Genomic DNA, 24,879 nt, shown 5'->3' on the forward strand with positions numbered 1-24,879 from the left:
CGACGATGACCACGGGCGCGACGGTGGACGTCGGGGAGGTGCTCGAGCGCACGCGGGTCGGACCGCTCCGGATCGGTGTGGTGGCCGTGTGCGCCCTGGTGGCCCTCCTCGACGGGTTCGACCTGCAGATCATCGGGCTGGCGGCGCCCTCGCTGGCGAAGGCGCTGGCGATCCCCACGGCGAGTCTCGGCACGGTCTTCTCCGCGGCGCTCCTGGGCCTCGCCGTCGGCGGGCTGGCGGTCGCCCCGCTCGCCGACCGGGTCGGGCGCCGGACGGTGCTCCTCGCCGCGGTGCTCTGCTTCGCGGTGTTCACGCTGGCGACCGCGGTCGCGACCGGCCTGCCGTCGTTGCTGACCTACCGGTTCCTCACCGGCCTCGGGCTCGGCGCGGCGCTGCCGTGCGCGGTGAGCCTCGCCTCCGAGTACGTCCCCGCCCGGCGCCGCGCCGCCACCGCCGGCCTCCTGTTCGCCGGGCTCCCGGTCGGCGGGGTGCTCGCCGGCGCGCTGGGCAGCCTGGTGCTGCCCGCCACGGGGTGGCAGGGGCTCTTCGTCATCGGGGGCATCGTCCCGGTGGTCGTCGTCGTGGTCATGGCGGTGTGGCTGCCGGAGTCGCTGACCTCCCTCGTGGCCCGCGGTGCGCCCGCGGCCCGCATCGCCCGGGTGGTCGCGCGCGTCGCGCCCGGCGAGGCCGCGGCCCCCGGGACCCGGTTCGTCGGTGTCGAGGCCGGGGCCCGCGGCGTGCCGGTCGGACGCCTCGTCGAGCGAGGCCGGCGGACCCCGACCGTCCTGCTCTGGGCGTCGTCCTTCGCGGTGTTCCTCGTGCTGGTCGTGAACTCGTCGTGGACCCCGACCCTGCTCGCTCCCCTGGGGCTGCCCGTCCCGCGCACGGCGGTCGCGCTGGCCCTGTTCAACGCCGGCAGCGTCGTCGCGACGGCCGCCGGCGGGTGGTTGATCCAGCGCTACGGGGCCCGTGCGGTCATCCCGCCGGCCTTCGTCCTCGCCGCCGTCGGCGTCCTCGGCGTCGGGCTGCTCGCGCCGTCCCTCGCCGGGGTGGCCGCCATGGAGGTCCTCGTCGGGCTCGGCCTCGGCGCCGCGAGCTCGGGCGTCGTCGCCCTGGCGGCCGTCGCGTACCCGACGGCGTTCCGCTCGACCGGCGTGGGGTGGGCGATGGGGGTCGGCCGCGTCGGCTCCTTCGTCGGTCCGCTGATCGTGGCGGCGCTGGTGGCCGCGTCGTGGGCGGTGCCCGGGGTGTTCGGCGTGCTGGCGGCCATCTGTCTCGTCGGCGGCCTCACCGCCCTCGCGCTGCGCGCCCGGCGGGACGACGAGGCGTCGGCGTCCGCCGCGGGCGCCCCGGTCGCGGGCGGTGTCGCATGAGCCGCGACGTGCCGATCACGCTGGCCTGCTGGGACTACGACCGGACCCGCGCGCTCGAGGACGGCTCGGTGCCCGTGGCGGGCGTCGACCTGACGTACCTGCGCCTGCCGGTCGAGGAGACCTTCTTCCGGATGCTGCGGTACCGGGAGTTCGACGCGGCCGAGATGTCGCTGTCGTCGTACGTCACCGCGCTCGCGGCGTCGCCGGACGACCCGCCGTTCGTCGCGATCCCCGTCTTCCCGTCGCGGGCCTTCCGCCACTCCGGGATCTACGTCAACGCCGACAGCGGGATCACCGAAACCGGCGACCTCGCCGGCCGCGTCGTCGGCGTCCCCGAGTACCAGCTCACCGCCTGCGTGTGGATCCGCGGGATCCTCGCCGACCACCACGGCGTGCCGGTGTCCTCGGTGCACTACCGCACGGGCGGCATGCACGCGCCGGGCCGGACCGAGAAGCAGGCGCTCGACCTGCCGCCCGAGATCGACGTCCAGGCGATCGCCGCCGACCGGACCCTCGCCGACATGCTCGTCACCGGCGAGATCGACGCGCTGTACGCGCCGCGCACCCCGCGGCCGCTGCTCGAGGGGCGGCCCGAGGTGCGCCGGCTGTTCCGCGACCCCCGGGCGGCCGAGGAGCGCTACGCCGCCGACACGGGCCTCTTCCCGATCATGCACGTCGTCGTCCTGCGGCCCGACGTCCACGCCCGGTGGCCCTGGCTTGCCCGCTCGCTGTACGACGCCTTCGCCCGTGCCAAGGCGGTCGTCGAGGCGCGCCTCGAGGAGACCGCGGCCAACCCGACACTGCTGCCGTGGGCCCAGGACGACCTCGCCCGCGTCCGCCGCCTGCTCGGCCCGGACCACTGGTCCTACGGGCTCGAGCCCAACCGTGCCGTGCTCGACGTCTTCCTGCGCTACGCCCACGAGCAAGGGCTGACGTCCGCGCGCCTCGTCGCCGACGACCTCTTCGTCCCGTCGACCCGGGAGGGTGTGGTGATCTGACGGCGCCACCCGAACGGGTCTTCAGATCTCTGACGGTGCGTGGCGATCATCGGGGCGTGACCCCCGGACGGGTGGTCTCGTTACCCCGACGTGACCAACGAGGACGAGGCCATGACGGTTGCCGGCCCGACCACGGCACTGCGACCTCCGCAGCCGTCGGCGCCGTCCCGGCGTCTCGCGTGGCCCGGCGTCCTCCTGCGCTCGACCCTGGGCGTGTCGACGGCCGTCGCGGGTGTCCTCGGGGTCGGCGTCGCGACCGGCGCGGCGCCGGTGCTGTCGATGATGGCGGCGCCGCCCGCCACGCTCGCGGTGCCGCCCCCGCCGGTCGCCGAGCCCGTGGTGGGTCCGCCGCCGACCGTGAGCTCGACGACCGACACGTCGGAGTCGACGACCCGCAGCACCGCCCGCTCGACCCGGCGGACGGCCGACGACACGACGACCGCCCGGCGCCCGACCCGCGTCGTCACCCCGCCGCCGGTGCTGCCGCAGCCCGAGCCGCAGCCGCAGCCCCAGCCGCCGCCTGCCGACCCGCCGGGCGGCGGGGGCAACGGCGGCGGTGGCGGCGGGGCCGGTGGTGGCGGCAACGGCGGTGGTCAAGGTGGCGGCGGCCAAGGCGATGGCGGTGGTGGCCAGGGCGGTGGCGGTGCCGGTGGCGGCGGGCAGGGCGGCGGTGGCGCCGGTGGAGGTCAGGGCGGCGGGACGACGCAGCCGCAGCTCAACACCGCCGGCTGAGGCGGCCCGCGAGGGTTCATGTGAGCGAACTTCCGGGCTATAGCCCGGAAGTTCGCTCACATACGGGTCAGCGCATCAGGGCCACGAGGTCGCCGGGGAGCTGCTCGAGGGTGCGGTCCACCTGGTCCTCGGGCAGCCACTCGCGCAGCTGACGCAGGACCTGCTCGACCTGGTGCTCGACCTTCTCGGCGTCGACCGAGGTGACCGCCCCGCTCACGGCGTCGACGAAGGCGTCCTTGCTGACCGGGCGGGCCTGGTCGTCCTTGGGGCGCTGGGCGCGCAGCTCGGCGGAGAGCTCCGGGGGCAGGCTGACCGTGAGGTCCTGCGCCAGCCCGGCGCTGATCGCCTTGCCCAGCTCGTTGAGGGTGGAGCGCGTGAGGATCTCCGCCTCGGACGGCGTCTCCAGCCCGAGGCGACGCTGCACCTGGCCGCTGAACGCGGCGAGCGTCGGGCTGGAACGCGCGGGGTTCGGGTCGTTGGGGTTCTCGTCGTCCTGGACGGGCGGAGTGGTCATGAGTGACGGGCACCCACTCACGGGGAGGTGTCAAACCCCTCCTGCTCGGCGCGCCGGAGACCCTCGCGCCAGCGGGCGCGGCGCTCGTCCTCGCTCTGCTCCCACCAGGCCGGTCCCCGCTCGCCGAGCGCGGTCTTGGCGGCGTGCACCCGCGAGCGCGCCGCCCGTTCCCCTTCGCCGGTCTTCTTCGCCCTGCCCACGTCCCGACGCGCGGCCATGAGCCAGCGTCGCAGCACCGCCGCGTCGTCCTCCGGGATCAGCGGGTCCGTGGCCCGCCAGCGCCGCCCGTCCACGACGATGTAGCGCCCGTCGTCGGTGTGCTCGACCATCAGCGCACCGCCACCGCGCGCAGGCGCCGGGCCGCGGCCACGACCTCGTCGGGGGAGATCGCGAGGCACTCCTGGCCGAACGGGCACACGAGCTGGCGGCACGGCGCGCAGGACACCGGGCGCGTGAGGACCTCGGCGGACGTGGAGCGGGGCCGGTACTGGTCGACGGTCTCGGTGCCCGCGAACAGCTCGACGACGGGCGCGCCCACGGCGTCGGCGAGGTGCACGCCGCCGGAGTTGTTGGCGACGACGACCTCGGCGCGGGCGAGCAGCGCGGCGAGGTCGCCGAGCCCGAGCCCCCCGGCCAGGGGGACGCCGACGTCGCCCGCGACCGTCGCGACCAGGTCGGCCTCGCGGTCGGTGCCGGTGACCGCGACCGTCAGCCCGTCGTCGGCGAGCTGGCGCACCACCGCGGCGAACCGCTCGGCCGGCCAGCGCCGCGACGGGCAGCTCGCGCCGGGGGCGACGACGGCGTAGCGGGCGCCGACCACGGCGAGCGGGGTGGCGGCGTCGTCGGGGATCCGCGCGGACAGCGTGTGTCCCCGTGCGGGCACCCCGACCGCGGCGAGGAGCCCGAGCATCCGGTCGACCTGGTGCTCCCCGTCCGGCGGCGCCGGCACCCAGTGCGTGAGCAGCCCGCCGCCGAACTCCTTCGACATGCCGATCCGCGTCGGGATCCCCGCGCGCCGCGCCACCTCGGCGGCGGGCCACGGCGACTGTGAGAACGAGGTCAGCACGACCGCGGCGTCGTAGTCCCGGCCGGCCAGCTCGGCGACCAGCGCAGCGTCGGGGTCGGCGCCCGGCACGAGGTCGAGCTGCTGCCACGACACCGACGCCGTGACGACGCCGTCGACGTCGGGCAGCAGGGCCGCCGCGGCGGCACCGGCGGGAGAGGCGAGCAGGTCGAGCAGAGCGCGCGGCGCGGCGGCGCGCAGCGCGCGCAGGACCGGTCCGGTCATGAGGACGTCGCCGACGTTGTCCGGGCGCACGACGAGCACGCGGCGCATCGCGGTCCAGTCGGGGTCGCCGTGCCCGGGGCGGTGGGCGGCGGGGTGCGGCAGATCGGGCACGGCGGCGTGTACCCGACCGCGCTGGCAGGCTCACCCGACGTGAGCTGGTTCTTCACGCGACCGGTGGCCCGCGGCGTCTGGCTCGTCGCCGAACCGGGCCACGTCAACTCCTGGCTCGTCGCGGGGCGGGACCGTGCCGTGCTCGTCGACTCCGGGCTCGGCATCGCCCCGATCCGCCCGGTCGTGGCGGCGCTGACCGACCGTCCCGTCGACGTCGTCCACACCCACGCGCACGTCGACCACGTCGGCGGCGACGCCGAGTTCGACCGCGTCGCGATCCACCCCGACGGTGCCGCCGAGCTGCGGGCCGGGGCCGACCCCGCCGAGCGTCGCCGCTACCTCGCGTACGCGCGGCGCCTGCTCGCCGCGGCGCCGGCGTACCGGGCGCTCGACGGGGAGTTCTTCCACCTGCTCTGCGCCGACGCCGACCCGCGCCCGCTGCCGGACGACGTCGACACGACCTGGTCGCCGGGGTCGGCCCCGGAGCCCGACCCGCTCGTCGAGGGCGACGTCGTCGACCTCGGCGGGCGGTCCCTGCGCGTGCTGCACACGCCGGGCCACTCGCCGGACTCGGTGTGCTTCCTCGACGAGGACGTCGGGCTGCTGGTCGCGGGCGACACGGTCAACACCGGACCGATCTACGCGCAGGCGCCCGAGTCGGACCTCGCGGCGTTCGCGGCCTCGACCGCGCGGCTCGCGGCGCTGGCCGACGACGTGCACCTCGTGCTGATGGGCCACTTCGGCCGCGGCGTGGCCGAGGGCTACTACCTGCGCGCCGTGGCGGACGCCTTCGCGCGCCTGCTCGCCGGTGACGCGGTGCTGCGTCCGGCGCGGGACTGCGACGACGACCCGGTGCGCGAGGCGGTGTTCGACGCCTGCTCGATCTACGTGCCCGCGGGGTTCTCCTGACCGCGCGACCGGGTAACGGCGCCGGGTGACCCACCTCCGCGTCGCCCTGGTGCACGGGCGGGCCGACCCCGCGCACGACGGCGTCGCCGACTACACGTGCCACCTCGCCGACGCCCTCGACCGCCACGGTGTGGACGTCGTCGACGTCCCCGTCGACCCGGGGCTGCGCGGCCTGCTGCGGGCCGCCCGGTACCTGCGGTCGAGCCGCGCCGACGTCGCGCACGTGCAGTTCGCGCCGTCGGCGTTCGGGTTCTCCGGGGCGCCGGGGCTGCTCGGGGACCTCGTCGACATGCCGCTGGTGACGACGCTGCACGAGTACGGCTGGTGGAGCTGTGCGCCGCGCGTGCCCGACGGCGTGTGGTCCTACCTGGAGCGCCGGCGCCTCGCCGACCGCGAGACCGGGCGGCTGGTCCCGCGCAGCGCCGCCGTGCTCACCACCAACGGCGAGCACGCCGCGGCCCTGCGGGCCCGCACCGGTGTCGACGCGGGCCGCGCGCCGCTGCTGCCGAACGTCGCGGTCGACCGCGACGCCCCGTCCCGCGGCGTGACGCGCCGTGCCCTCGGGGTGCCGTCCGACGCCGAGCTGGTCGTGTTCTTCGGCTTCGTGCACCCGGTGAAGGGCCTGCGCCACCTCGTCGACGCCGTGGCGCGCCTGGCTGCCGAGCGCCCGGCGCTGCACCTGCTCGTGCTCGGCGGGTTCACCTCGCTCGCCCTGCCCGCCGACGAGGCCGCGGCGTTCCGCGACGAGCTGTCCGGGCACATCGCCGCCGCGGGCGCCGAGGACCGCGTCACGGTGACCGGGCACCGTCCGGCGGGCGAGGTGTCGGCGGCGCTGCAGGCGGCCGACGTCGCGGCGTTCCCGTTCACCGCGGGCGCGACGCTCAAGAGCGGGGCGCTGCTCGCGGCGCTCGACCACGGGCTGCCGACGCTGATCACCCGGCGACCCGACGCCCCGGACGACCCGGAGCTCGTCGACGGCGAGACCGTGGTCGTCGCGCGGCAGGTGCGTGACGCCGACGTGCTCGTCGACGGCCTGCGCCGACTGCTCGGCGACGACGACCTGCGCACCCGCGTCGCGGCCGGCGGCCACGCCCTCGTGCGCGGCCGCGACTGGGACGGGCTCGCCGCCGACCACGTCGCCACCTACGAGGAGGTCGTGCGATGCGCATCCTCGTGATCGACCTGCTCGGCGGGCTCGGCGACCTGATCATGGTGCTGCCGAGCGTCCACGCCCTCGCCGAGGCCCACCCCGGCGCCGAGCTGACCGTCCTCACCCACGCCGCGGGCGCCCCGCTGCTCGCCCGCGACCCGGCCGTCGCCGCGGTCCGCACGGCCGAGAAGCACGACGAGCGCGCGGCGGTCGAGCAGGCTCTCGCCGACCTCGCGCCGGACCTGGTGGTGACCACCACCCGCTTCGACGGCATCGGGGACCTCGTCGACGCCGACGCCTCGGCCCGCGGGACCCGGGCCGTCGCGAACCTGTGGCGCCGCCCCCCGGCCGACGAGAAGGTGGGCGAGCGCTACCAGCGCATCCTGGCCGCCGAGGGCGTCATCGCCGACCGCGTCCGACCCCCGCGCCTCGTCCTCGGCGACGACGAGCGCGCGTGGGGTCGGTCGGCGTGGTTGTCAGCCTGGCGTCCACGCTGGCGTTCAACGACAGGAAATCCACCAGCTCGACCGACCGTCCTCGTCCCCGACGCCGGCATGGCCGTGAAGCGCTGGCCCGCGCACCGGTGGGCGGCGCTCGCGGGGACCCTGCCGGGCCCGGTGCTCTCGGTCGGTCCGGTCGACGGCGCTGCGACGCTCCCGCCGACCGATCTGCGGGGACTGGCCGCGCTCTTCGCCGCCGTCGGCGAGGCGGCCGGCGTCGTCGTCGGCCCCGACACCGGCCCGGTGCGTCTGGCCGCCGCGGTGGGTGCGCGCACCGTCGCGCTCTTCGGCCCCACGGCGGCGTCGCGGTACGGCCTCGAGGAGGGCACGAACCTGCAGGGCCTGCCCGACTGCCCGCACCGGATGCCGACCGCGATCACCGAGCAGGTGTGCTGGTGGGAGGCGCGCTGCCCGCTGGCGACCGAGCCCGCCTGTCTGCTCGATCTCTCCGTCGACGGGGTGCGGGAGCGGGTCGTCGCCGGCGGGTAGAACGGGGGGCATGCGCTACCTCGACCTCCCGACGGCGAAGCAGTGGTCGGCCATCGGCCTGGGCACCTGGCAGTTCGGCTCGCGCGAGTGGGGCTACGGCCAGGACTACGCGCAGGGTCCCGACAGCGAGGCCGCGAAGATCGTGAAGCGCGCCGTCGAGCTCGGGGTCACCGTGTTCGACACCGCCGAGGCCTACGGCTTCGGGCGCAGCGAGCGCATCCTCGGCGAGGCCCTCGACCGTGCCGACGCCGACCCCGCGACCACCGTCGTCGCCACCAAGATCTTCCCGGTGCTGCCGGTCGACCAGGTCGTGGTGCAGCGCGGCACGTCCAGCGCCGCGCGCCTGCGTCGCAAGATCGACCTGTACCAGGTGCACCAGCCGAACCCGGTGATCGGCGACCGCACCACCATGGCCGGGATGCGCACCTTGCAGGCCGCGGGCGTCGTCGACGAGGTCGGCGTCAGCAACTACGGCCTCGACCGCTGGCAGGGCGCGGAGACCGCGCTCGGCACGCAGGTGCTCGCCAACCAGGTGCAGTACAGCCTCGTCGCCCGCGAGCCCGACGACGACCTGGTGCCCTACGCCCGCACGGCGGGCCGCGCGATCCTGGCCTACAGCCCGCTGGCCCAGGGGCTGCTGTCGGGGAAGTTCGACGCCGAGCACCGCCCGGCCAACCGCGTCCGCTCGCTCAACCCGCTCTTCCTGCCCGAGAGCCTGCGTCGCGTCACGCCGCTGATCGAGACGCTGCGGGCCGTCGCGGACGCCCACGACGCGACGCCGTCGCAGGTCGCGCTCGCGTGGACGATCCACCACCCCGTCGTCGTCGCGATCCCCGGCGCGTCGAGCGTGGCCCAGCTCGAGAGCAACTGCGCCGCCGCCGAGATCCGGCTCGGCGACGACGAGTACACCGCGCTCACCGCCGCCGCGGCGTCGTTCCGGCCGGTGGGGGGTCTCGCCGCGCTGACGGGTGTCGCCCGCGCGCAGCTCGGGGTCGGCTGAGGCCCGCGCCCGGGGCCCTTGCCGTTGATCAACGGGGACTTTGCGCGCGTAGAAGCAGCGAACAGCACGTTCGCTGCGTCAACCAGGCGCGCTCAGCCCAGGCGCGCCAGCATCGTCCGGTTGCGGGTGCCGGTCTTGCGCAGCAGCGACCCGACGTGCTTCTCGACGGTCTTGGCCGAGATGGCCAGGGCGCGGGCGATCTGGCGGTCGGTGAGGCCGCGGGCGACGAGACCGCGGACCTCGTGCTCGCGCGGGGTGATCGCCAGCCCACCGGAGCTCCGCGGCGGGGCGGCGAGGCGGCCGAGCTGGTCGTCGGCGAGCAGGGTCTCGCCGCGGCCCGCCGCGGCGACGACGGCGGCGAGGCGGGCGGGCTCGTCGTCCGGGTCGACGCAGCCCTTCACGCCCGCGGCGACGGCGGCGCGCAGGCGCTCGTCGGGGCAGTCCTGCGCGAGCAGGACGACGGCGGGCGGGGCCGGCAGGGCGGCGAGGCGGTCGAGCACGGCGAGGTCCTCGCCGAGGAGGCCGTGCTCGACGACGAGCACGTCGGGCCCGAGCAGGCGGCACGCTCCGGGCAGGTCGTCGGCGAGGTCCGCGACCTCGGAGACCATGCCCAGCCCCGGCTCCCCGAGCTGGAGCAGCCGGACGACACCGGCCCGCACCACCGGCCGCGCGGTCGCGACGAGCACGCCCGTGCGCGCGCGACCGGGGGCGGCCGGCGGGGCGGCCGAGCACGGGATGGTCAGGCGCAGGCGGGTCCCGGCGCCGGGCGTGCTGTCGATCTCGAGCTCGCCGTCGAGGCGCCGGGCGCGGGCCGCCATGGCCCGCAGGCCCAGGCGGGCACCGGCCGTGGCGACGTGCAGGCGGGTGCCGCCCGTGGCGTCGAAGCCGCACCCGTCGTCCTCCACCAGCACGGTCAGCGTGCCGGGCCCGTGCACGACCCCGACGCGCACGGTCGCCGCGCCGGCGTGCACCGCGACGTTGAGCAGCGCCTCCTGGGCCATGCGGAAGACCTCGTCGGCGACGTCGCCGGGCACCGCGCCGGCGCCGACCGTCACCAGGTCCGCGCGGACCGAGCCCCGCGCCTCCACCCAGGACAGCTCCTGGCGCACGGCCTGCTCGAGGGTCCGACCGGCCAGGACGCCGCTGTCGGCGAGGGCCAGCGCGGCGTAGCCGGCGAGGAGCTCCGCGAGGTGGGTGTCCGCGTCGGAGAAGCCGTCGGCGCTGACGACGCACGCGCCGACGATCCGGGGACCGCGCCGCACCGGGACGGCGAGCACGGGCGACCGGCCGTGTCCGTCGTCGAGCACCGGGGCACGCGTCGCCAGCAGCCGCGCCACGACGTCGCCGGGCAGCGTGCCGTCACCGACCAGCACCGCCCACGAGCCGCCGGCCTCGTCGACGCGCACCACCCACGCGGTGCCGCCGGTGAGCGTGCCGAGGTGGTCGGCGATGCGGCGCAGCAGCGGGTCGGGCTCGACCGCCACGGTCGTCGCGGCGTCGGTGACGGCGCGGAGGACGCGAGACGGTGCTGCTGCGATCACCAGGCGTCCTCCTCGACGAACCGTCCGTGATGCATACAAGATGCATCGATGGCGTGAGAGTAGGGTCACGCCGACTCGACGGCAAGGGCGGTGCGGTGACGGGAAGCGTGTCGGCGGGGTTGTCCGCGAAGGAGCGCGCGTACCGGGACACCAAGGCCCGGATTCTCGACGGCTCGCTGCCCGGCGGTGACCTGATCACCGAGGGCCAGGTCGCGGAGACGCTCGCGATGAGCCGCACGCCGGTGCGGGAGGCGTTCCTGCGCCTCGAGGCCGAGGGTCTGCTGCGGCTGTTCCCCAAGCGCGGCGCGCTCGTCGTCGCGGTGTCCCCGAGCGAGGTCGAGGCCGTGCTCGAGGCGCGGGAGCTGGTCGAGGGCCACGCGCTGGCGAAGCTCTGTGCGGCGTCGGCGGACGAGCGCGCGGCAGTGTCGCGGGCGCTCGTCGACGTCCTCGACGAGCAGCGCGGCGCGCTCGCGGCGTCCGACGAGCAGTCCTTCGCCGAGGGCGACCGACGGTTCCACACGGTCCTCGTCGAGAGCGCGCGCAACCCGATCCTGCTCGAGCTCTACGCCTCGCTGCGCGACCGCCAGCTGCGGATGAACCTCGGCTCGCTCGAGCGCGGCCCGGACCGGCCGCAGGCGATCCTCGCCCAGCACCAGGCGATCGTCGACGCGCTCGACACCGGCGACGCGGACGACGCCCGCGTCCGCCTGCGCATCCACCTCGACGCCACCCGCGCCTCGGTGGTGGGCCGGTAGGCCTCCCGCCGGAGGTCGTAGGGGAGATCCCCCAGAGGACGGGGTGGGGACAGTCCCCGTGGCCTCCGCGGCCTCCCCGCTCCTAGCGTCCAGCGTCGCCGGGCGGCGTTCCGGCCGCCCCCCGACCGACCCCACACCCCCGGGTCGGTCGGGCGAGGGCGTCCACTCCTCACCCCACTCGCGGAGGTACCCGCATGCCGGGACTGACCCTCGCCGAGGCCCGCCGGATGCTCGACGCCGGGCTGGCCGAGGCGGACGCCATCGGACAGCCGATGAACGTCGCCGTCGTCGACTCGGGCGGCCACCTGCTGGCGTTCGCCCGCCAGGACGGCGCCATCCGGGCCAGCATCGACATCTCCCAGCGCAAGGCGCTGACGTCGATCCTCATGGAGGCCCCGACCGGCGCCCTGATGCCGCTGGTCCAGCCGGGCGCCGAGCTCTACGGCCTCGAGCAGACCGCGGGCGGGATGGTCATCTTCGGTGGCGGGATCCCCGTGCACCGCGACGGCGAGGTGGTGGGCGCCGTCGGCGTCAGCGCCGGCTCCGTCGAGCAGGACACCCGGGTCGCCGAGGCGGCCGTCGCAGCGATCAAGGACTGAGGACCCCGTGACCCGACCCGCGGCCGTCTCGCCGCTGACCCGCGAGCTCGTCGGTGAGTTCGCCGGCACCTTCATCCTCATCATCTTCGGCACCGCCTCGGTGGCGCAGATGGTCGTGTCCGGCGGCGACGCCGGGGACTGGGCGACCCTGACGTGGGGCTGGGTGGCCGGTCTGATCATGGGCATCTACGTGGCCGGGCGCCTCGGCGCGGGCCACCTCAACCCGGCGGTCACGATCGCCATGGCCGTCTACCGCAACCTGCCCTGGCGCAGCGTCCTGCCCTACATCGCGGCCCAGTTCCTCGGGGCCTTCCTGGCCGCGCTGGTCACCCGCGGCGTCTACGCGTCGGGCATCGCGGAGGTCGACCCCGGCCTGACGTCGCAGTCCCAGACGATCTTCTCGACGCTGCCGACCCACGGGATCGGCACCGCGTTCTTCGACCAGATCGTCGGCACCGCGCTGCTCGTGTTCGTGCTGTTCGCGCTGATCGCGACCCTGCAGGGCGCGGCCGGACAGCTCCTGCCGCTGATGGTCGGCTTCCTGCTGCTGGGCATCGGCTTCGCCTGGGGCACCAACGCCGGCTACGCGATCAACCCCGCCCGCGACTTCGGCCCGCGCCTGGCGCAGTGGCTCACGGGCTACGACGGCGCCTGGGGCACCGCCGACGGCACGCCGTACTGGTGGCTGCCGATCGTCGCCCCGATCATCGGCGCCCTCATCGGCGGCGGCCTCTACGTCCTGCTCATCGAGCGCCTCGAGGTGCCCGCCGCCCTCGACACCCCGGCGCCCGCGCCGACGCCCGAGGCCGCCGAGGCCGGGGCGAACGCCGACCCGCGCCACCCCGTCACGGCCGCCGACGTCGCCGTGCCGTCAGCCACCACGGAGAAGGAGGCGCGATGACCGCCGCACCGGAACTGACCCCCGCGGACTACCCGCTCTCGATCAACCGCCCGGAGCTGCTCCGGACACCGACCGGCAAGACGCTGGGCGACATCACGATGGACGCCGTGGTCTCCGGCGAGATCACCGCCGAGGACCTGCGCGTCACGCCCGACACGCTCGTCCTGCAGGGCCGCATCGCCGAGTCGATGGGGCGCCGCCAGCTCGGCGAGAACTGCCGCCGGGCCGCGGAGATGACCGCGATCCCCGACGCCGAGGTGCTCGCGATGTACAACGCGCTGCGCCCCAACGCCTCGACCGCGGCCCAGCTCGAGGAGATGGCCTCGCGGCTGGAGAACACCTACAGCGCCGGCACGTGCGCCGCGCTCGTCCGCGAGGCCGCGCAGGTCTACGCGGCCCGCAACCTGCTCGCGGAGGAGGACTGACATGACCGCAGTGGCCCCCCGTTCCGAGGCGACGGTCAAGGCGTCCAAGCGCACCGAGATCCTCGAGGCCCGCCCGGTGAACCTTGACGGCTTCGTCGAGGAGTGGCCCGAGAAGGGCCTCGTCGCGATGGAGTCCGACTTCGACCCGGCGCCGAGTGTCCGCGTCGAGGACGGCCGGATCGTCGAGCTGGACGGCCGGACGCGCGAGCAGTTCGACTTCATGGACACCTTCATCGCCGACCACGCGATCGACGTAGCGACCTGCGAGGCCGCCATGGCGACCGAGTCGGTGGAGATCGCGCGGATGCTCGTCGACCCGCGGACCTCCCGCGCCGACGTCGTCGCCCTCGGCCGCGGCCTGACGCCGGCGAAGATCCTCGAGGTCGTCAAGCTGATGAACGTCGTCGAGATCATGATGGGCATCCAGAAGACCCGCTCGCGGCGCACCCCGGCCAACCAGGCGCACTCGACCAGCGCGAAGGACAACCCGATCCAGGTCGCCGCCGACGCGGCCGAGGGCGCGGTGCGCGGCTTCGCCGAGCTGGAGACCACCCTCGGCGTCGTCCGGTACGCGCCGCTGGTGGCGATCGGCCTGCAGGTCGGCGGCCAGGTCGGGCGCGGCGGCACGCTCACCCAGTGCGCGCTCGAGGAGGCCACCGAGCTCGACCTCGGCATGCGTGGCATCACCGCCTACGCCGAGACGATCTCGATCTACGGCACCGAGTCGGTGTTCGTCGACGGCGACGACACCCCGTGGTCGAAGGCCTTCCTCGCCTCGGCCTACGCGAGCCGCGGCATCAAGATGCGCTTCACCTCGGGCACCGGCTCCGAGGTGCAGATGGGCAACGCCGAGGGCCGCTCCATGCTGTACCTGGAGATCCGCTGCATCCTCATGGCCAAGGGCGCGGGCGTCCAGGGCCTGCAGAACGGCTCGATCTCGTGCATCGGCGTCCCCGGCGCGGTCCCCGGCGGCATCCGGGCGGTGGCGGCCGAGAACCTCGTCGCGAGCTGGATGGACCTCGAGTGCGCCTCGGGCAACGACCAGTCGTTCTCGCACTCGCCGATGCGCCGCACCAGCAGGCTGCTGCCGCAGATGCTGCCCGGCACGGACTTCGTGTGCTCCGGCTACTCCGCGGTGCCCAACAAGGACAACATGTTCGCCGGGTCGAACCTCGAGACCGACGACTACGACGACTGGAACGTCATCCAGCGCGACATGCAGGTCGACGGCGGCCTGCGCCACGTGCGCGAGGACGTGATCCTGCAGGTCCGCAACAAGGCCGCCCGCGCCATGCAGGCCCTGTTCGCCGAGCTCGACCTCCCGGCGATCACCGACGAGGAGGTGGAGGCGGCGACCTACGCCGACTCCAGCGACGACTACCCCGACCGCGACGTGCTCGCCGACCTCGAGGGCGCCCGCAGCGTCATGGAGCGGGGCATCACGGGGCTCGACCTGGTCAAGGCCCTCGAGCGCACCGGGTTCGGCGACGTCGCCGAGAACTACCTCAAGGTCCTGCGCCAGCGCGTCTCCGGCGACCTGCTGCAGACCGCGGCGGTGCTCGACGCCGACTTCGTGCCGCAGGCCGCGATCAACGACGCCAACGACTACGCCGGCCCGGGCACCGGCTACCGCCTGTCCGGCGAGCGGTGGGAGGAGCTCAAGAAGCTCCGGCACGTCACCTCCGCCGAGAACCCCGAGGAGGAGGTCGTATGACTGCCACGAGTTCGCCGGTGGAGTCGGTCCGGACGCTCTCGTTGACGGAGGTCGGGCCCGCCGAGCGCGGCACCCGGCCCGAGGAGGTCGTCATCGCGCTGTCCCCGGCGTTCGGGGACCCGTTCACCAAGACGATCGTCGACGTGCCGCACGCCGAGGTGATCCGCCAGCTCTTGGCGGGCATCGAGGAGCGGGGCGGCTCGGCGCGGGTCATCAAGGTCTACCGGACCGCGGACCTCGCGGCGATCGCGCACTTCGGGGCCAAGCTGTCGGGCTCGGGGATCGCGGTGGGCGTGCTGTCCCGGGGCACCACGGTGCTCCACCAGCGCGATCTCGCGCGGCTGTCGAACCTGGAGCTCTTCCCCCAGGCGCCGTTGCTCGACGCCGAGGTCTTCCGCATGATCGGTGCGAACGCCGCGCAGTACGCGCAGGGCCAGTCGCCGAAGCCGGTGCCGACGCGCAACGACCAGATGGCCCGCCCGCGCTGGCAGGCCAAGGCGGCGCTGCTGCACCTCAAGGAGTTCGACTGCATCGACAAGGACCGCAACGCGGTCGAGGTCGATCCGGTCATCACCAGGGTCGACTAGGGCGGCGCACTCGGAGTCCTCGGTGAACGAACGGCGTTTTCGCTGCTACGGAGGCAGCGAGAGCGCCGTTCGTTCGTCGCCCCCTCGCAGGAAGGTTCGAGGTGTCCCTCGTCATCGGTGTCGACATCGGCAACTCCACGACCGAGGCGTGCATCGCGGAGGTCGGTGACGACGGCGTCGACCGGTTGGCGTCGTCGCTGACGGCGACGACGGGCGTCAAGGGCACCCCGGCGAACACCAAGGGCGCCGTCACGGCCGTCCGGCGGGCGCTCTCCGCCGCGGGGCGGCCGGGCGACGCGCCGGCGACGGTGCTGCTCAACGAGGCCACGCCGGTGATCAGCGGTCTCGCGATGGAGACGATCACCGAAACGATCATCACCGAGTCCACGATGATCGGGCACAACCCGGACACCCCGGGCGGCGAGGGCCTCGGCGTCGGGATGACGGTGGCGCTGGACGACCTGGCGACCGTCGAGGACGACGTCCCGGTCGTCGTCGTGGTCGGCGCCGGCGCGGACTTCGACGACGTCGCGCACCTGCTGAACCGGGCCCTCGAGCGCGGCGTCGACGTCGTCGCCGCGGTGATGCACGGCGACGACGCGGTGCTCGTGGTCAACCGCCTCGCCCGCCGCGTCCCCGTGGTCGACGAGGTGTCGGCCGTCGACCGGGTCCCGCTCGGCATGCTCGCGGCCGTCGAGGTTGCCCCGCCCGGGCGGACCATCCGCACGCTCTCGGACTCCTACGGGCTCGCGTCGACCTTCGACCTCGACGCCGAGCAGACCCGCCAGGTCTCGCCGGTCGCGCGGGCGCTGTCGGGCAACCGGTCGGCGGTCGTCGTGCGGACGCCCGCCGGCGACGTCACCGACCGCCGCATCCCGGTGGGGACGCTGACGCTGTCCGGCTCCGGGCGCTCGCTCGAGGTCGGCGTCGACGGCGGCGCCGACGCGATCATGGAGGCGATCGGGCGGGTCGCGCCGCTCTCGGACGTGCACGGCGAGTCCGGCACGCACGTCGGCGGCATGCTCGCGACCGTCCGCGACACGATGACCGACGTGACCGGCCAGCCGGCCTCGGAGATCCAGATCCGCGACGTGCTCGCCGTCGACACCGTGGTGCCGGCGACGGTGCGCGGCGGCCTCGCCGGCGAGGTGTCGCGGGAGAACGCCGTCGCGCTGGCGGCGATGGTGCGCACCAGCCGCAGCCGGATGCAGGCGGTGGCCGACGCGCTGTCCACCGAGCTGGGGTGCGAGACGCTGATCGGCGGTGTCGAGGGCGAGGTCGCGGTGCGCGGCGCGCTCACGACCCCGGGCTCCTCGGTGCCGATCGCGATCATCGACATGGGCGGCGGGTCCACCGACGCGGCGCTGCTCGACCGCGACGGCGCCGTGTCCGCGGTGCACGTGGCCGGGGCGGGGGAGCTCGTCACCAAGCTCATCGACTCGGAGCTGGGGCTCGAGGACCGCGAGGCCGCCGAGTCGGTGAAGCGTCATCCGCTGGCGAAGGTGGAGAGCTTCTTCCACGTGCGCCACGAGGACGGCACGGTCCAGTTCTTCACCGACCCGCTGCCGCCGAACGTCTTCGCCAAGGTCGTCACCGTGACCCCGGAGGGGCTCGCGCCGGTGCCGGTGCGCGGCTCGCTGGAGTCCGTGCGGACCGTTCGCCGCGAGGCCAAGCGGCGGGTGTTCGTCGTCAACGCGCTGCGGGCGCTCGCGCAGGTGGCGCCCCAGGGGTCGCTGCGCCTGCTCGGCTCGGTGGTGCTGCTGGGCGGGTCGGCGCTGGACTTCGAGATCCCGGGCATGGTCGCCGACGCGCTCGCGCCCTACGGGGTCGTGTGCGGCATCGGCAACGTCCACGGCACCGAGGGCCCGCGCAACGCCGTGGCCGCCGGGCTGGTGGACGTGCACGCGGGCACGGCGGCGGGCCCGGTCCCCGCCGCGGCGTCGTGAGCAGCCCGCTCTCGGGCGTCTCGTCGTCCGGCGGCCCCGGCGGCCCCGGCGGCCCCGGCTGCCACGGCCGCATCGACCGCGCCGACGATCCGACGCTGCCGCCCGCGGTGCTCGTCGCGGTCCACGACGACGCCCCGCTCGGGGTCGTGCGGGAGGTGTGCGCCGGCGCCGAGGAGCAGGGCGTCCCGACCGCCCTGCTGGGCGCGCCGTCGCCCGCGGCGCAGGACGCCGGCCGGCACGCCGCCTCGGAGTCGCGCCTCGAGGTCGGGGTGGGCGTCGGGGCCGACGGTGCCGTCGTCGTGCGTCACGCGCTGGTGCCGGACGCGATCACGGGTCTGGACGCCGGGGCGACGGCTCCGGAGCTGCGGATCCTCGGCGCCGACGCGGCCCGGATCGTCGCGGGGCTGCCGCTGCGGATGGTCCGCGCCTGAGGTCCGGTGACCGGCTCCGCGTGGGCGCCGGGAGCGCGGCGAGCGGGCGCTCGGGAGCGCGGCGGCTCAGGCCGGCCGGGGCTCCGTGTCCTGCTCGTCGAGCTCGAGGGCGTCGCGCAGCGCCCGCTGCCCGGTCTCGATCCCCCGGCGCAGGACGTCGGGGTCGGTCTCGAGCGGGTTGATCGTGTCGGCGCCCTGGGGCGGGCGGACCTCGAACAGGAACGGCGGCTCGTCGCCCGGCGACGCGGTGGCGTGGGCGAGGCGGCCGTCGTCGGCGCGGCGGTTCTCCAGGCGGGTGCCGAGCACGTGCACGAGGCCCGGGACGTTGACCGCGCCGAGCCGCGACACCAGCGCCTTCTCCAGGCGCGTCGCGTCGATCGCGGTCTGGTCGGCCCGGCGGGTGCGCAGGACCAGCACGTGCGTCGCGCCCTGGTCGACCGCCGTGCGGAACGGGATCGGCTCGGCGACCGCGGCGTCGACGTAGCGGCGCCCCTCGATCTCGATCGGCAGCCCCGCGAGCACCGGCACGGCGGCGCTGGCGCGCAGGGCGAGCTGCAGCGAAGCCTTGTCGACGATGGTGTCGTGGAGGTCGACGGCCTCGCCGGTCTCGACGTCCGTGGCCACCGGGTGCAGCGGGACCTCGGCGTCGAGCACCTGCTGCCAGTCGACCGGGATGACCTTCTCGCCGACGGTGTTGATCAGGTACTCGACGTCGACCACCGGCTGGCCGCGCAGGCCGCGCCCGGGTCTCGTGACGCGTTCCATGAGCCCCGGGCGGTACCAGCCTGCGCAGCAGTGGGCGGCCTGGGCGCCGACCAGCCAGCTGCCCGCGAGCGCGCCGGCCGAGGCGCCGTAGACCGCGTCGAAGCACGTCGCGAGCCCGAGCTCCTCGAGGGCGAGCACCATCCCGCTGGAGTAGGTGGCCCGGCTGCCGCCGCCCTCGACCGCGAGCGCGACCCGGTGGCCGTCGGTGCGGGTGCTCGGGCACGAGCCCTCGGCCCGGCGGGCCGCGAGGACGGACAGGAGCGGGTGGACGCGCACGCCCGGCATCATGCCCGCTTCGCTCCGGGCTCCTCCGAACGGGCTACGTGAGCGAACTTCGGTGCTATAGGCCCAAAGTTCGCTCACGTACGGGACCGGCGCTCGAGCACGACCCGGTCGATCTCCTGGCCGGTGTCGGCGGTGGCGCGGACGGTGAGGCGGGTGGGCTGGCCCGGGCCCGGCGGCGGGGCGACGTCGACCGTCACGTACGCGTAGTCGAGGTAGCGCGCCTGCGACCAGTCGACCTGCTCGGGCTGGTGGTTCTCCTCGCCGAGAGCCAGGTAGCTCGCGACGGTCACGCCGCTGTCCTGGCCGGGGTTGCCGCGGTAGCGGTCGGTCTCGCCGTCCTGCCAGGTGTAGCGCGGCCGCCCGCCCGAGCCCACGCAGACGTAGGTCGTGCCGTCGGTCTCCGGGCGCACCGTCGCGCCGTCGGGGGCCTGCACCACCGAGCGCCCGCGCCGGAGCGGGTTGGTGCGCTCGTACTGGTGGTTGTGGCCCTGCAGCACCAGGTCGACGCCGAACTCGTCGAACAGGGGCGCCACCGCCGCCCGCACGCCGGCGTCCGAGGCGTGCGACTTCGACGTCGCGAAGGCGCAGTGGTGGAAGAACGCGACGACCCAGTCGACGGTCGGGTCGGCGCGCAGCGCGGTCAGCGTCCGGCGCAGCCACGTGGTCTGGGCGCCGCCGGAGTAGCCCGCGTTGGTGGGGATCTCGGTCGAGAGGTCGTTGGCGTCGAGGCTGATGACCCCGACGTTGCCGTGGCGGAACGTGTACACCGACGGGCACGACGACGGGCCGTTGCCCGGCAGGTCGAGACGCGCGGCGTGCCCGCCGTACCCGTGGCGCGCGCCGCCCGGGCTGCGGTTGTCGTCGTAGAGCGCCTCCATGTCGTGGTTGCCCGTCGCGAACATCCACGGCGTCGACGCGGCACTGCGCTCGATCATGCCGAAGTACGTCGTCCACACCGTCGGGTCGAAGCTGTCGAACCCGGTCGGGGCGTCGCGGGTGCCGTTGCTGCGCACGACGTGGCCCTCGCCGGACGGGTCGGCGTAGCAGATGTCGCCCGCGAGCAGGTGGAACGCCGGCCGCTGGGACGCGACGCGGTCGACCATCGTCGTCGACGGCGTGGGCGTGCGGCGGGTGTCGTCGGGCTTGTAGTAGCCGTTGGTGAACCCGCCCAGCCCGCTCGGCGGCACGGTGTCGACGCCCTGGTCGGCGAACGCGGTGAAGCTCCACGGCGCGGTCGATCCCGGCCCGGGCGCGGTGACGAAATCGGCCGCCGCGGTGGTCGTGCCGTCGGGGAGCCGGAAGCGGTAGCGGTAGTGCCCGCCGGGAGCGAGGCCGTCGGCACGCGCGTGCACGAAGAACTGCTCGCTGCCCAGGATCGAGCCGTCGGCCTGCGGCACCTGCGAGACCAGCCGGCGGACCTCCACCGGCAGCGTCGTCCCGAACGAGCTGTCGCGCCCCAGGTCGACGACGAGTGGGCCCGCCGGCGGCGCCGCGGTCAGCTCGCCGGCGAAGGCCATCTGCCGCTGGGGGTCCGCGCCGTAGGCGAGGTGCCGCCCGACCACCGACACCGGCGCCGACGCGGCCTGCGCGCAGGCGGACAGCGTCCACGGCGCCGCGGCCAGGCCCATCGCGGCGACGACCCCGGTCCCGCCGCGCAGCGCGGTGCGCCGGCTGATCGGGTGCCGGCGCAGGTAGGACGTCAGCCACTCGTGCTGCTCGGCCACGCTCATCCGGGCGGCGAGGTCCGCGGGGACGCCGACGTCGGGCGCGCCGCCGCGCGGGGTGTAGGTCACGACCGTGGAGGCTCGCGGTCGTCGGGGCGACGCGCCAGGCCTCGCGGTGCACGGTCGGTGAACAGCCGCTGACGCTCGGGTGCCTGCGGCACGTGAGCACTTCGAGGTGCTGGAGCACTCCGAACTGCTCACGTGCGCGGAGCGCACCAGGATGACGATCGTGAGCCTCGCGACCGCGATCCTGCGCCGGGCGATGCACCTGCCCGCGCCCCGCACCCCCCGCGTGACCGTCGACCGCGACGTCGCGGTGCCGATGCCCGACGGCGTGGCGCTGCGCCACGACCTGCACCGGCCGTCGGGCGTGCACCGCGGCCCCGTCGTCCTCGTGCGCAGCCCCTACGGCCGGGCCGGCTGGGTGGGCGCGGTGTTCGGGCGCCTCGTCGCCGAGCGCGGCTATCAGGTGGTCGTCCAGTCGGTGCGGGGCACGACCGACTCGGGGGGCGTGCTCTCGCCGTTCGACGAGGGCGAGGACGGCCGCGCGACCGTCGCGTGGGTGCTCGACCAGCCGTGGTGCGACGGCCGGCTGGCCACGCTCGGCCCGAGCTACCTGGGGCTGACGCAGTGGGCGCTCGCCCCGGCCGCGGGCGACTCGCTCAAGGCGATGGGCACGCTCGTCACCGCGTCGTCGTTCCGCGACCAGACCTACGCGGGTGGCTCGTTCTCGCTGGACAACGCGCTGTCCTGGACGTCGATGATGCGCACGATGGCCGCCGGGCCGTGGGCCCGCTCGACGCGGATGCTGCGGGGGCGGCGGACCATCGCCCGCGCCCTCGACGCGCTGCCCCTGCGCGGCGGCGACACCACGGCCACCGGCGGCGAGGTCGACTGGTACCAGCACTGGCTGCGCGAGACCGCCCCCGACTCCGCGTACTGGGCCCGCCGCGACTACACCGGCGGCGTCGCCGACGTCGCCCGCCACGGCGTCGACGTCACGATGCTCGGCGGCTGGCAGGACATCTTCCTGCCCTGGCAGCTCGCCGACCACGCCGCGCTCCGCGCCGCCGGCGCCCGCCCGCGGCTGATCGTCGGCCCCTGGGTGCACACATCGTCGCCGGGGATGGCGGCCGGGATGCGGGAGGCGCTCGCGGCGTTCGACCGCGCCCTCGGCAGCCCCGACGGCCTCGTCGCCGCCACCACCGAGGACACCCCGGTCACCGTCACGCTCTCCGGCGGCGGGGGCACCCGCCACCTCGCCGACTGGCCGCCGCCCGGTGCGGCGCCCCGCACGTGGTACCCGCGCGCCGACCGGTCCCTGTCGACCCACGCCCCGCCCGCCCACGCAACGGGCGGGGGCACCCGCGTCGACTACGACCCCGCCGACCCGACCCCCGCGGTCGGCGGCCCGATCCTCACCGGGAAGTCGGGACCGCGGGACCAGGCAGCGCTCGAGGCCCGCCCGGACGTCGTCGTGTTCACCTCCGACCCGCTCACCGAGGACGTCGACGCGCTCGGCCCGGTGACGGCGACCGTGCACCTGCGCACCGGCACCGAGCACCTCGACGTGTTCGTCCGCGTCTGCGACGTCGACGCCCGCGGCCGGTCGGTCAACGTCACCGACGGCCTCGTCCGCGTCGCTCCCGGCGCGCCGCCGACCGCGGCGGACGGCTCCCGCGCCGTGACCGTCGACCTGTGGCCGACCGGGCACCGCTTCGCTGCCGGGCACCGAGTGCGCGTCCAGGTCTCGGGCGGTGCCCACCCCCGGTTCTCCCGCCACCCGGGCACGGGGGAGCCCCTCGGGGAGGCCGCGACGTTGCGGCGCCAGCCCCGCGACGTGCTGCACGACGCCGACCACCCCACGGCGGTGACGCTGACCACCGTGGGGTGATCCTTCGGTGAGCGGCGCCCTCGCTGGTCCGTGAGGGTGAACGCGCCCGCGGCGTGCAGCCTGGGTCACACCGCCCGTCGGCCGTCACGCGCCCTTGGTCGACATCACCGGCCCACGCCCTGGCGAGGTCCTCCGCGTCGCCGATCCTGAGGTCATGGCCGTCCTGCCGACCGAGCGGGCCGGCGCGGCGTCCGGGGCCACGACGACGGCACCGGCGTCCGCCCCGGCCCCGCGCACGCCCGAGAGCACGACCCCGGAGCCCGCCGGCGCCTCCGCCGACGAGGGAGCCGGCTCGTCGCGCCCCCGATCGCCCCGCCGTCTCCCGCGCCCGCGTCCCGTCCACGGGGTGCGCACGGGAGACGGTGTCCCGCTGCACGTCGAGATCCGGGGCCACCAGGGCCCGGTCGTCGTGCTCAGCCACGGCTTCACCGTCGACTCCGACGAGTGGTCGCCGCAGATCGCCGCGCTCAGTCACCGCGCCCGGGTGGTCACCTGGGACCAGCGCGGTCACGGCCGCTCGGGCTGGGGTGACCCGTCGAACGCGACGATCGACCAGCTCGGGCGCGACCTCGCCGCCGTCGTCGACGCCGTCGCGCCGAACACGCGCGTCGTCCTCGGCGGCCACTCCATGGGCGGGATGTCCGTGCTCGCGCTCGCCCGCCAGCGCCCGGAGTGGTTCGGGACGCGCGTGGCCGGGGTGTTCCTCGTCGCCACGTCGGCCGGGGACCTCATCTCCGACGGCGCGCTCGGCGCGCTGCACACGGCCGCCCGCCGCGCGGGCCTGCTGCCCGCCGTGCTCCAGGGCGCGCGCCTGGCCGCGCCGCTCGCCGACCACCTCCCGTGGCGCGACTCGGCCCTCGGGCGCTGGTTCGTGCGGCGCATGGCGTTCACCCCGGACGCCAGCGACGAGGAGGTCCGCCGTCTGCAGACCGTCACCGAGAGCGTGCCGCTGTCGGTGACCTCGGCGTTCTCGTCCTCGCTGCTGGCCCACGACGAGAGCGACGCGCTGCCCGCGCTGGCCCGCGTGCCGACGACCGTCGTCGCCGCGGCCGACGACCGGCTCACCCCGGCGGCGCACGGGAAACGGATCGCCGAGGAGCTCGGGCCGCGGGCACGGCTCGTGCTCGTCGACGGCGCCGGCCACGCCGTCAACCAGACTCACCACGAGGAGGTCGACACCGCGCTGCTCGACCTGGTCGACGGCCTGCGGCAGCGCTGACGGCCGCCCGGGGAGGTGTGAGCACCGGCGTCACGGGGCACTGACACACTGCGAAGGAACTCCGGTTCAGACACCAGCCGGTCAGCTCACGCGATACGAGCGCCCCGTCTGGTCGGACGAGTGTCCGGTGCCCGGGGCCCCGAAGGGGTGTCCGATGGCCGGCCGAAGCAGCGATTACGACGTCTACGTGCCCCTGCTCAAGGAGTACGCGGACCTGTCCGAGGACGATCCGCGCCGGGAGACCGTCCGCGAGAAGCTCGTGGTCGCGTTCCTCCCCGTGGCGCGCAACATCGCCCGTCGCTTCGCGCGGCGCGGCGAGCCGACCGACGACCTCGAGCAGGTCGCCTCGCTCGGCCTGCTCCACGCGCTCGACCGGTTCGACCCGGGCCGCGAGCGCGACTTCCTCTCCTACGCGGTCCCGACGATCATGGGCGAGGTCCGGCGGCACTTCCGCGACTCGGCCTGGTCGGTGCGGACCCCGCGCAGCGTCAAGGACCGCTACGTCGCGGTCGGCTCGGCGACGGCCACGCTGTCCCAGCAGCTCGGACGCGCCCCGACGGCCGCCGAGCTCGCCGAGCACCTCGGGATGAGCCGGGACGACGTCGCCGAGGCGGTCGCGGCGCACGGCTCGTACCAGCCGGCGTCGCTCGACGAGTCGCTCGGCGACGGTGACGACTCCGCGCTCGTCGACATCCTCGGGGTGGCCGACGGCGAGCTCGACCGGGTCGAGGTCCGCTCGCTGGTGCGCGGGCTCGTCCGCGACCTGCCCGAGCGCGAGCGCACGATGCTCGCCCTGCGGTTCGTGCACGAGAAGACCCAGGCCGAGATCGCCGCCGTGCTCTGCATCTCGCAGATGCACGTCTCCCGGCTGCTCTCGCGCACGCTGGCCGCGCTGCGCGACCAGATCGAGAACGACCTCGCGACCGACCAGCTCGTCGCGGTCTGAGGTGCGCTCCGCGCATGTGAGCACTTCGGAGTGTCGGAGCACTCCGAAGTGCTCACATGGCCGGAGGCCACCCGTTTGTGGCG

The 24,879-nt window shown here is 75.4% G+C and carries 24 protein-coding genes; 18 read left to right on the forward strand and 6 right to left on the reverse strand.

Annotation, left to right across the window (positions count from 1 at the left end; all coding sequences use genetic code 11):
* Positions 1-5 precede the first annotated feature (5 nt).
* The 3 genes from ACR9E3_RS06310 (at position 6) to ACR9E3_RS06320 (ending at position 3,103) form a co-directional block, all read left to right on the forward strand.
* Positions 6-1,373 (forward strand): MFS transporter, encoded by a 1,368-nt coding sequence (locus ACR9E3_RS06310; RefSeq protein WP_460379232.1) that lies wholly within the window; start codon positions 6-8, stop codon positions 1,371-1,373.
* Positions 1,370-2,371, forward strand: a complete 1,002-nt coding sequence (locus ACR9E3_RS06315) for a substrate-binding domain-containing protein (protein WP_460379233.1) — start codon at positions 1,370-1,372, stop codon at positions 2,369-2,371. The genes ACR9E3_RS06310 and ACR9E3_RS06315 overlap by 4 nt, the downstream gene beginning before the upstream one ends.
* A 111-nt stretch (positions 2,372-2,482) precedes the next feature.
* Positions 2,483-3,103 carry a hypothetical protein gene (locus ACR9E3_RS06320; protein WP_460379234.1) on the forward strand — a complete coding sequence of 207 codons (621 nt, stop codon included), beginning with the start codon at positions 2,483-2,485 and terminating at the stop codon, positions 3,101-3,103.
* Between the two features lie 67 nt (positions 3,104-3,170).
* Here ACR9E3_RS06320 and ACR9E3_RS06325 read toward each other — a convergent pair whose 3' ends face one another.
* From ACR9E3_RS06325 to ACR9E3_RS06335, 3 genes are read right to left on the reverse strand one after another with little or no spacing between them, the layout of a single operon-like run.
* Complete coding sequence (locus ACR9E3_RS06325) at positions 3,171-3,617, reverse strand: DUF2267 domain-containing protein (protein ID WP_460379235.1); 447 nt, start codon at positions 3,615-3,617, stop codon at positions 3,171-3,173.
* A 17-nt stretch (positions 3,618-3,634) separates the two neighbouring features.
* Positions 3,635-3,946: a hypothetical protein gene (locus ACR9E3_RS06330; RefSeq protein ID WP_460379236.1), complete on the reverse strand. Its 312-nt coding sequence runs from the start codon at positions 3,944-3,946 to the stop codon at positions 3,635-3,637.
* Entirely contained in the window at positions 3,946-5,016 is a 1,071-nt protein-coding gene (locus ACR9E3_RS06335) for a glycosyltransferase family 9 protein (RefSeq protein WP_460379237.1), read from the reverse strand. Before ACR9E3_RS06335 ends, ACR9E3_RS06330 begins: the two co-directional genes overlap by 1 nt.
* Before the next feature lie 39 nt (positions 5,017-5,055).
* Here ACR9E3_RS06335 and ACR9E3_RS06340 point away from each other — a divergent pair, with 39 nt between their 5' ends.
* The 4 genes from ACR9E3_RS06340 to ACR9E3_RS06355 are packed head-to-tail and all read left to right on the forward strand — an operon-like array spanning position 5,056 to position 9,064.
* Positions 5,056-5,925 (forward strand): MBL fold metallo-hydrolase, encoded by an 870-nt coding sequence (locus tag ACR9E3_RS06340; protein WP_460379238.1) that lies wholly within the window; start codon positions 5,056-5,058, stop codon positions 5,923-5,925.
* Positions 5,926-5,950: 25 nt separating this feature from the next.
* Positions 5,951-7,102, forward strand: a complete 1,152-nt coding sequence (locus ACR9E3_RS06345; protein ID WP_460379239.1) for a glycosyltransferase family 4 protein — start codon at positions 5,951-5,953, stop codon at positions 7,100-7,102.
* Complete coding sequence (locus ACR9E3_RS06350) at positions 7,087-8,064, forward strand: glycosyltransferase family 9 protein (RefSeq protein ID WP_460379240.1); 978 nt, start codon at positions 7,087-7,089, stop codon at positions 8,062-8,064. The genes ACR9E3_RS06345 and ACR9E3_RS06350 overlap by 16 nt, the downstream gene beginning before the upstream one ends.
* Before the next feature lie 10 nt (positions 8,065-8,074).
* Positions 8,075-9,064: an aldo/keto reductase gene (locus ACR9E3_RS06355; protein ID WP_460379242.1), complete on the forward strand. Its 990-nt coding sequence runs from the start codon at positions 8,075-8,077 to the stop codon at positions 9,062-9,064.
* 92 nt (positions 9,065-9,156) lie between these two features.
* Here ACR9E3_RS06355 and ACR9E3_RS06360 read toward each other — a convergent pair whose 3' ends face one another.
* Positions 9,157-10,605 (reverse strand): LuxR C-terminal-related transcriptional regulator, encoded by a 1,449-nt coding sequence (locus tag ACR9E3_RS06360; protein WP_460379243.1) that lies wholly within the window; start codon positions 10,603-10,605, stop codon positions 9,157-9,159.
* A gap of 95 nt (positions 10,606-10,700) precedes the next feature.
* Here ACR9E3_RS06360 and ACR9E3_RS06365 point away from each other — a divergent pair, with 95 nt between their 5' ends.
* The 8 genes from ACR9E3_RS06365 to ACR9E3_RS06400 all read left to right on the forward strand — a co-directional run bounded on the left by ACR9E3_RS06365 (position 10,701) and on the right by ACR9E3_RS06400 (position 17,963).
* Positions 10,701-11,360: a GntR family transcriptional regulator gene (locus ACR9E3_RS06365; RefSeq protein ID WP_460379244.1), complete on the forward strand. Its 660-nt coding sequence runs from the start codon at positions 10,701-10,703 to the stop codon at positions 11,358-11,360.
* A gap of 194 nt (positions 11,361-11,554) precedes the next feature.
* Positions 11,555-11,959 (forward strand): GlcG/HbpS family heme-binding protein, encoded by a 405-nt coding sequence (locus tag ACR9E3_RS06370; RefSeq protein WP_285651775.1) that lies wholly within the window; start codon positions 11,555-11,557, stop codon positions 11,957-11,959.
* 7 nt (positions 11,960-11,966) lie between these two features.
* Positions 11,967-12,860, forward strand: coding sequence for an MIP/aquaporin family protein (locus ACR9E3_RS06375; RefSeq protein ID WP_460379245.1), 894 nt, complete (start codon positions 11,967-11,969; stop codon positions 12,858-12,860).
* Complete coding sequence (locus tag ACR9E3_RS06380) at positions 12,857-13,285, forward strand: diol dehydratase small subunit (RefSeq protein WP_460379247.1); 429 nt, start codon at positions 12,857-12,859, stop codon at positions 13,283-13,285. Before ACR9E3_RS06375 ends, ACR9E3_RS06380 begins: the two co-directional genes overlap by 4 nt.
* 1 nt (position 13,286) lies before the next feature.
* Positions 13,287-14,999, forward strand: coding sequence for a propanediol/glycerol family dehydratase large subunit (locus ACR9E3_RS06385; protein ID WP_460379248.1), 1,713 nt, complete (start codon positions 13,287-13,289; stop codon positions 14,997-14,999).
* Complete coding sequence (locus ACR9E3_RS06390; RefSeq protein WP_460379249.1) at positions 14,996-15,586, forward strand: propanediol/glycerol family dehydratase medium subunit; 591 nt, start codon at positions 14,996-14,998, stop codon at positions 15,584-15,586. The genes ACR9E3_RS06385 and ACR9E3_RS06390 overlap by 4 nt, the downstream gene beginning before the upstream one ends.
* 101 nt (positions 15,587-15,687) lie before the next feature.
* Entirely contained in the window at positions 15,688-17,532 is a 1,845-nt protein-coding gene (locus ACR9E3_RS06395; RefSeq protein ID WP_460379250.1) for a diol dehydratase reactivase subunit alpha, read from the forward strand.
* On the forward strand, positions 17,529-17,963 hold the full coding sequence (locus ACR9E3_RS06400; protein WP_460379251.1) for a glycerol dehydratase reactivase beta/small subunit family protein: 435 nt from the start codon (positions 17,529-17,531) through the stop codon (positions 17,961-17,963). Before ACR9E3_RS06395 ends, ACR9E3_RS06400 begins: the two co-directional genes overlap by 4 nt.
* A 66-nt stretch (positions 17,964-18,029) precedes the next feature.
* Here the strand turns inward: ACR9E3_RS06400 and ACR9E3_RS06405 are convergent, their stop codons facing one another.
* Positions 18,030-19,004 carry a patatin-like phospholipase family protein gene (locus tag ACR9E3_RS06405; protein WP_460379252.1) on the reverse strand — a complete coding sequence of 325 codons (975 nt, stop codon included), beginning with the start codon at positions 19,002-19,004 and terminating at the stop codon, positions 18,030-18,032.
* A gap of 83 nt (positions 19,005-19,087) precedes the next feature.
* Positions 19,088-20,806 (reverse strand): metallophosphoesterase, encoded by a 1,719-nt coding sequence (locus tag ACR9E3_RS06410; protein WP_460379253.1) that lies wholly within the window; start codon positions 20,804-20,806, stop codon positions 19,088-19,090.
* 160 nt (positions 20,807-20,966) lie between these two features.
* Here ACR9E3_RS06410 and ACR9E3_RS06415 point away from each other — a divergent pair, with 160 nt between their 5' ends.
* From ACR9E3_RS06415 to ACR9E3_RS06425, 3 genes are all read left to right on the forward strand, one after another.
* Entirely contained in the window at positions 20,967-22,631 is a 1,665-nt protein-coding gene (locus ACR9E3_RS06415; RefSeq protein WP_460379254.1) for a CocE/NonD family hydrolase, read from the forward strand.
* A gap of 154 nt (positions 22,632-22,785) precedes the next feature.
* Entirely contained in the window at positions 22,786-23,850 is a 1,065-nt protein-coding gene (locus ACR9E3_RS06420; protein ID WP_460379255.1) for an alpha/beta fold hydrolase, read from the forward strand.
* A 154-nt stretch (positions 23,851-24,004) separates the two neighbouring features.
* Positions 24,005-24,796, forward strand: coding sequence for a SigB/SigF/SigG family RNA polymerase sigma factor (locus ACR9E3_RS06425; RefSeq protein ID WP_460379256.1), 792 nt, complete (start codon positions 24,005-24,007; stop codon positions 24,794-24,796).
* Positions 24,797-24,879: the final 83 nt, after the last annotated feature.

This window comes from Actinomycetospora sp. C-140 (assembly GCF_054796175.1).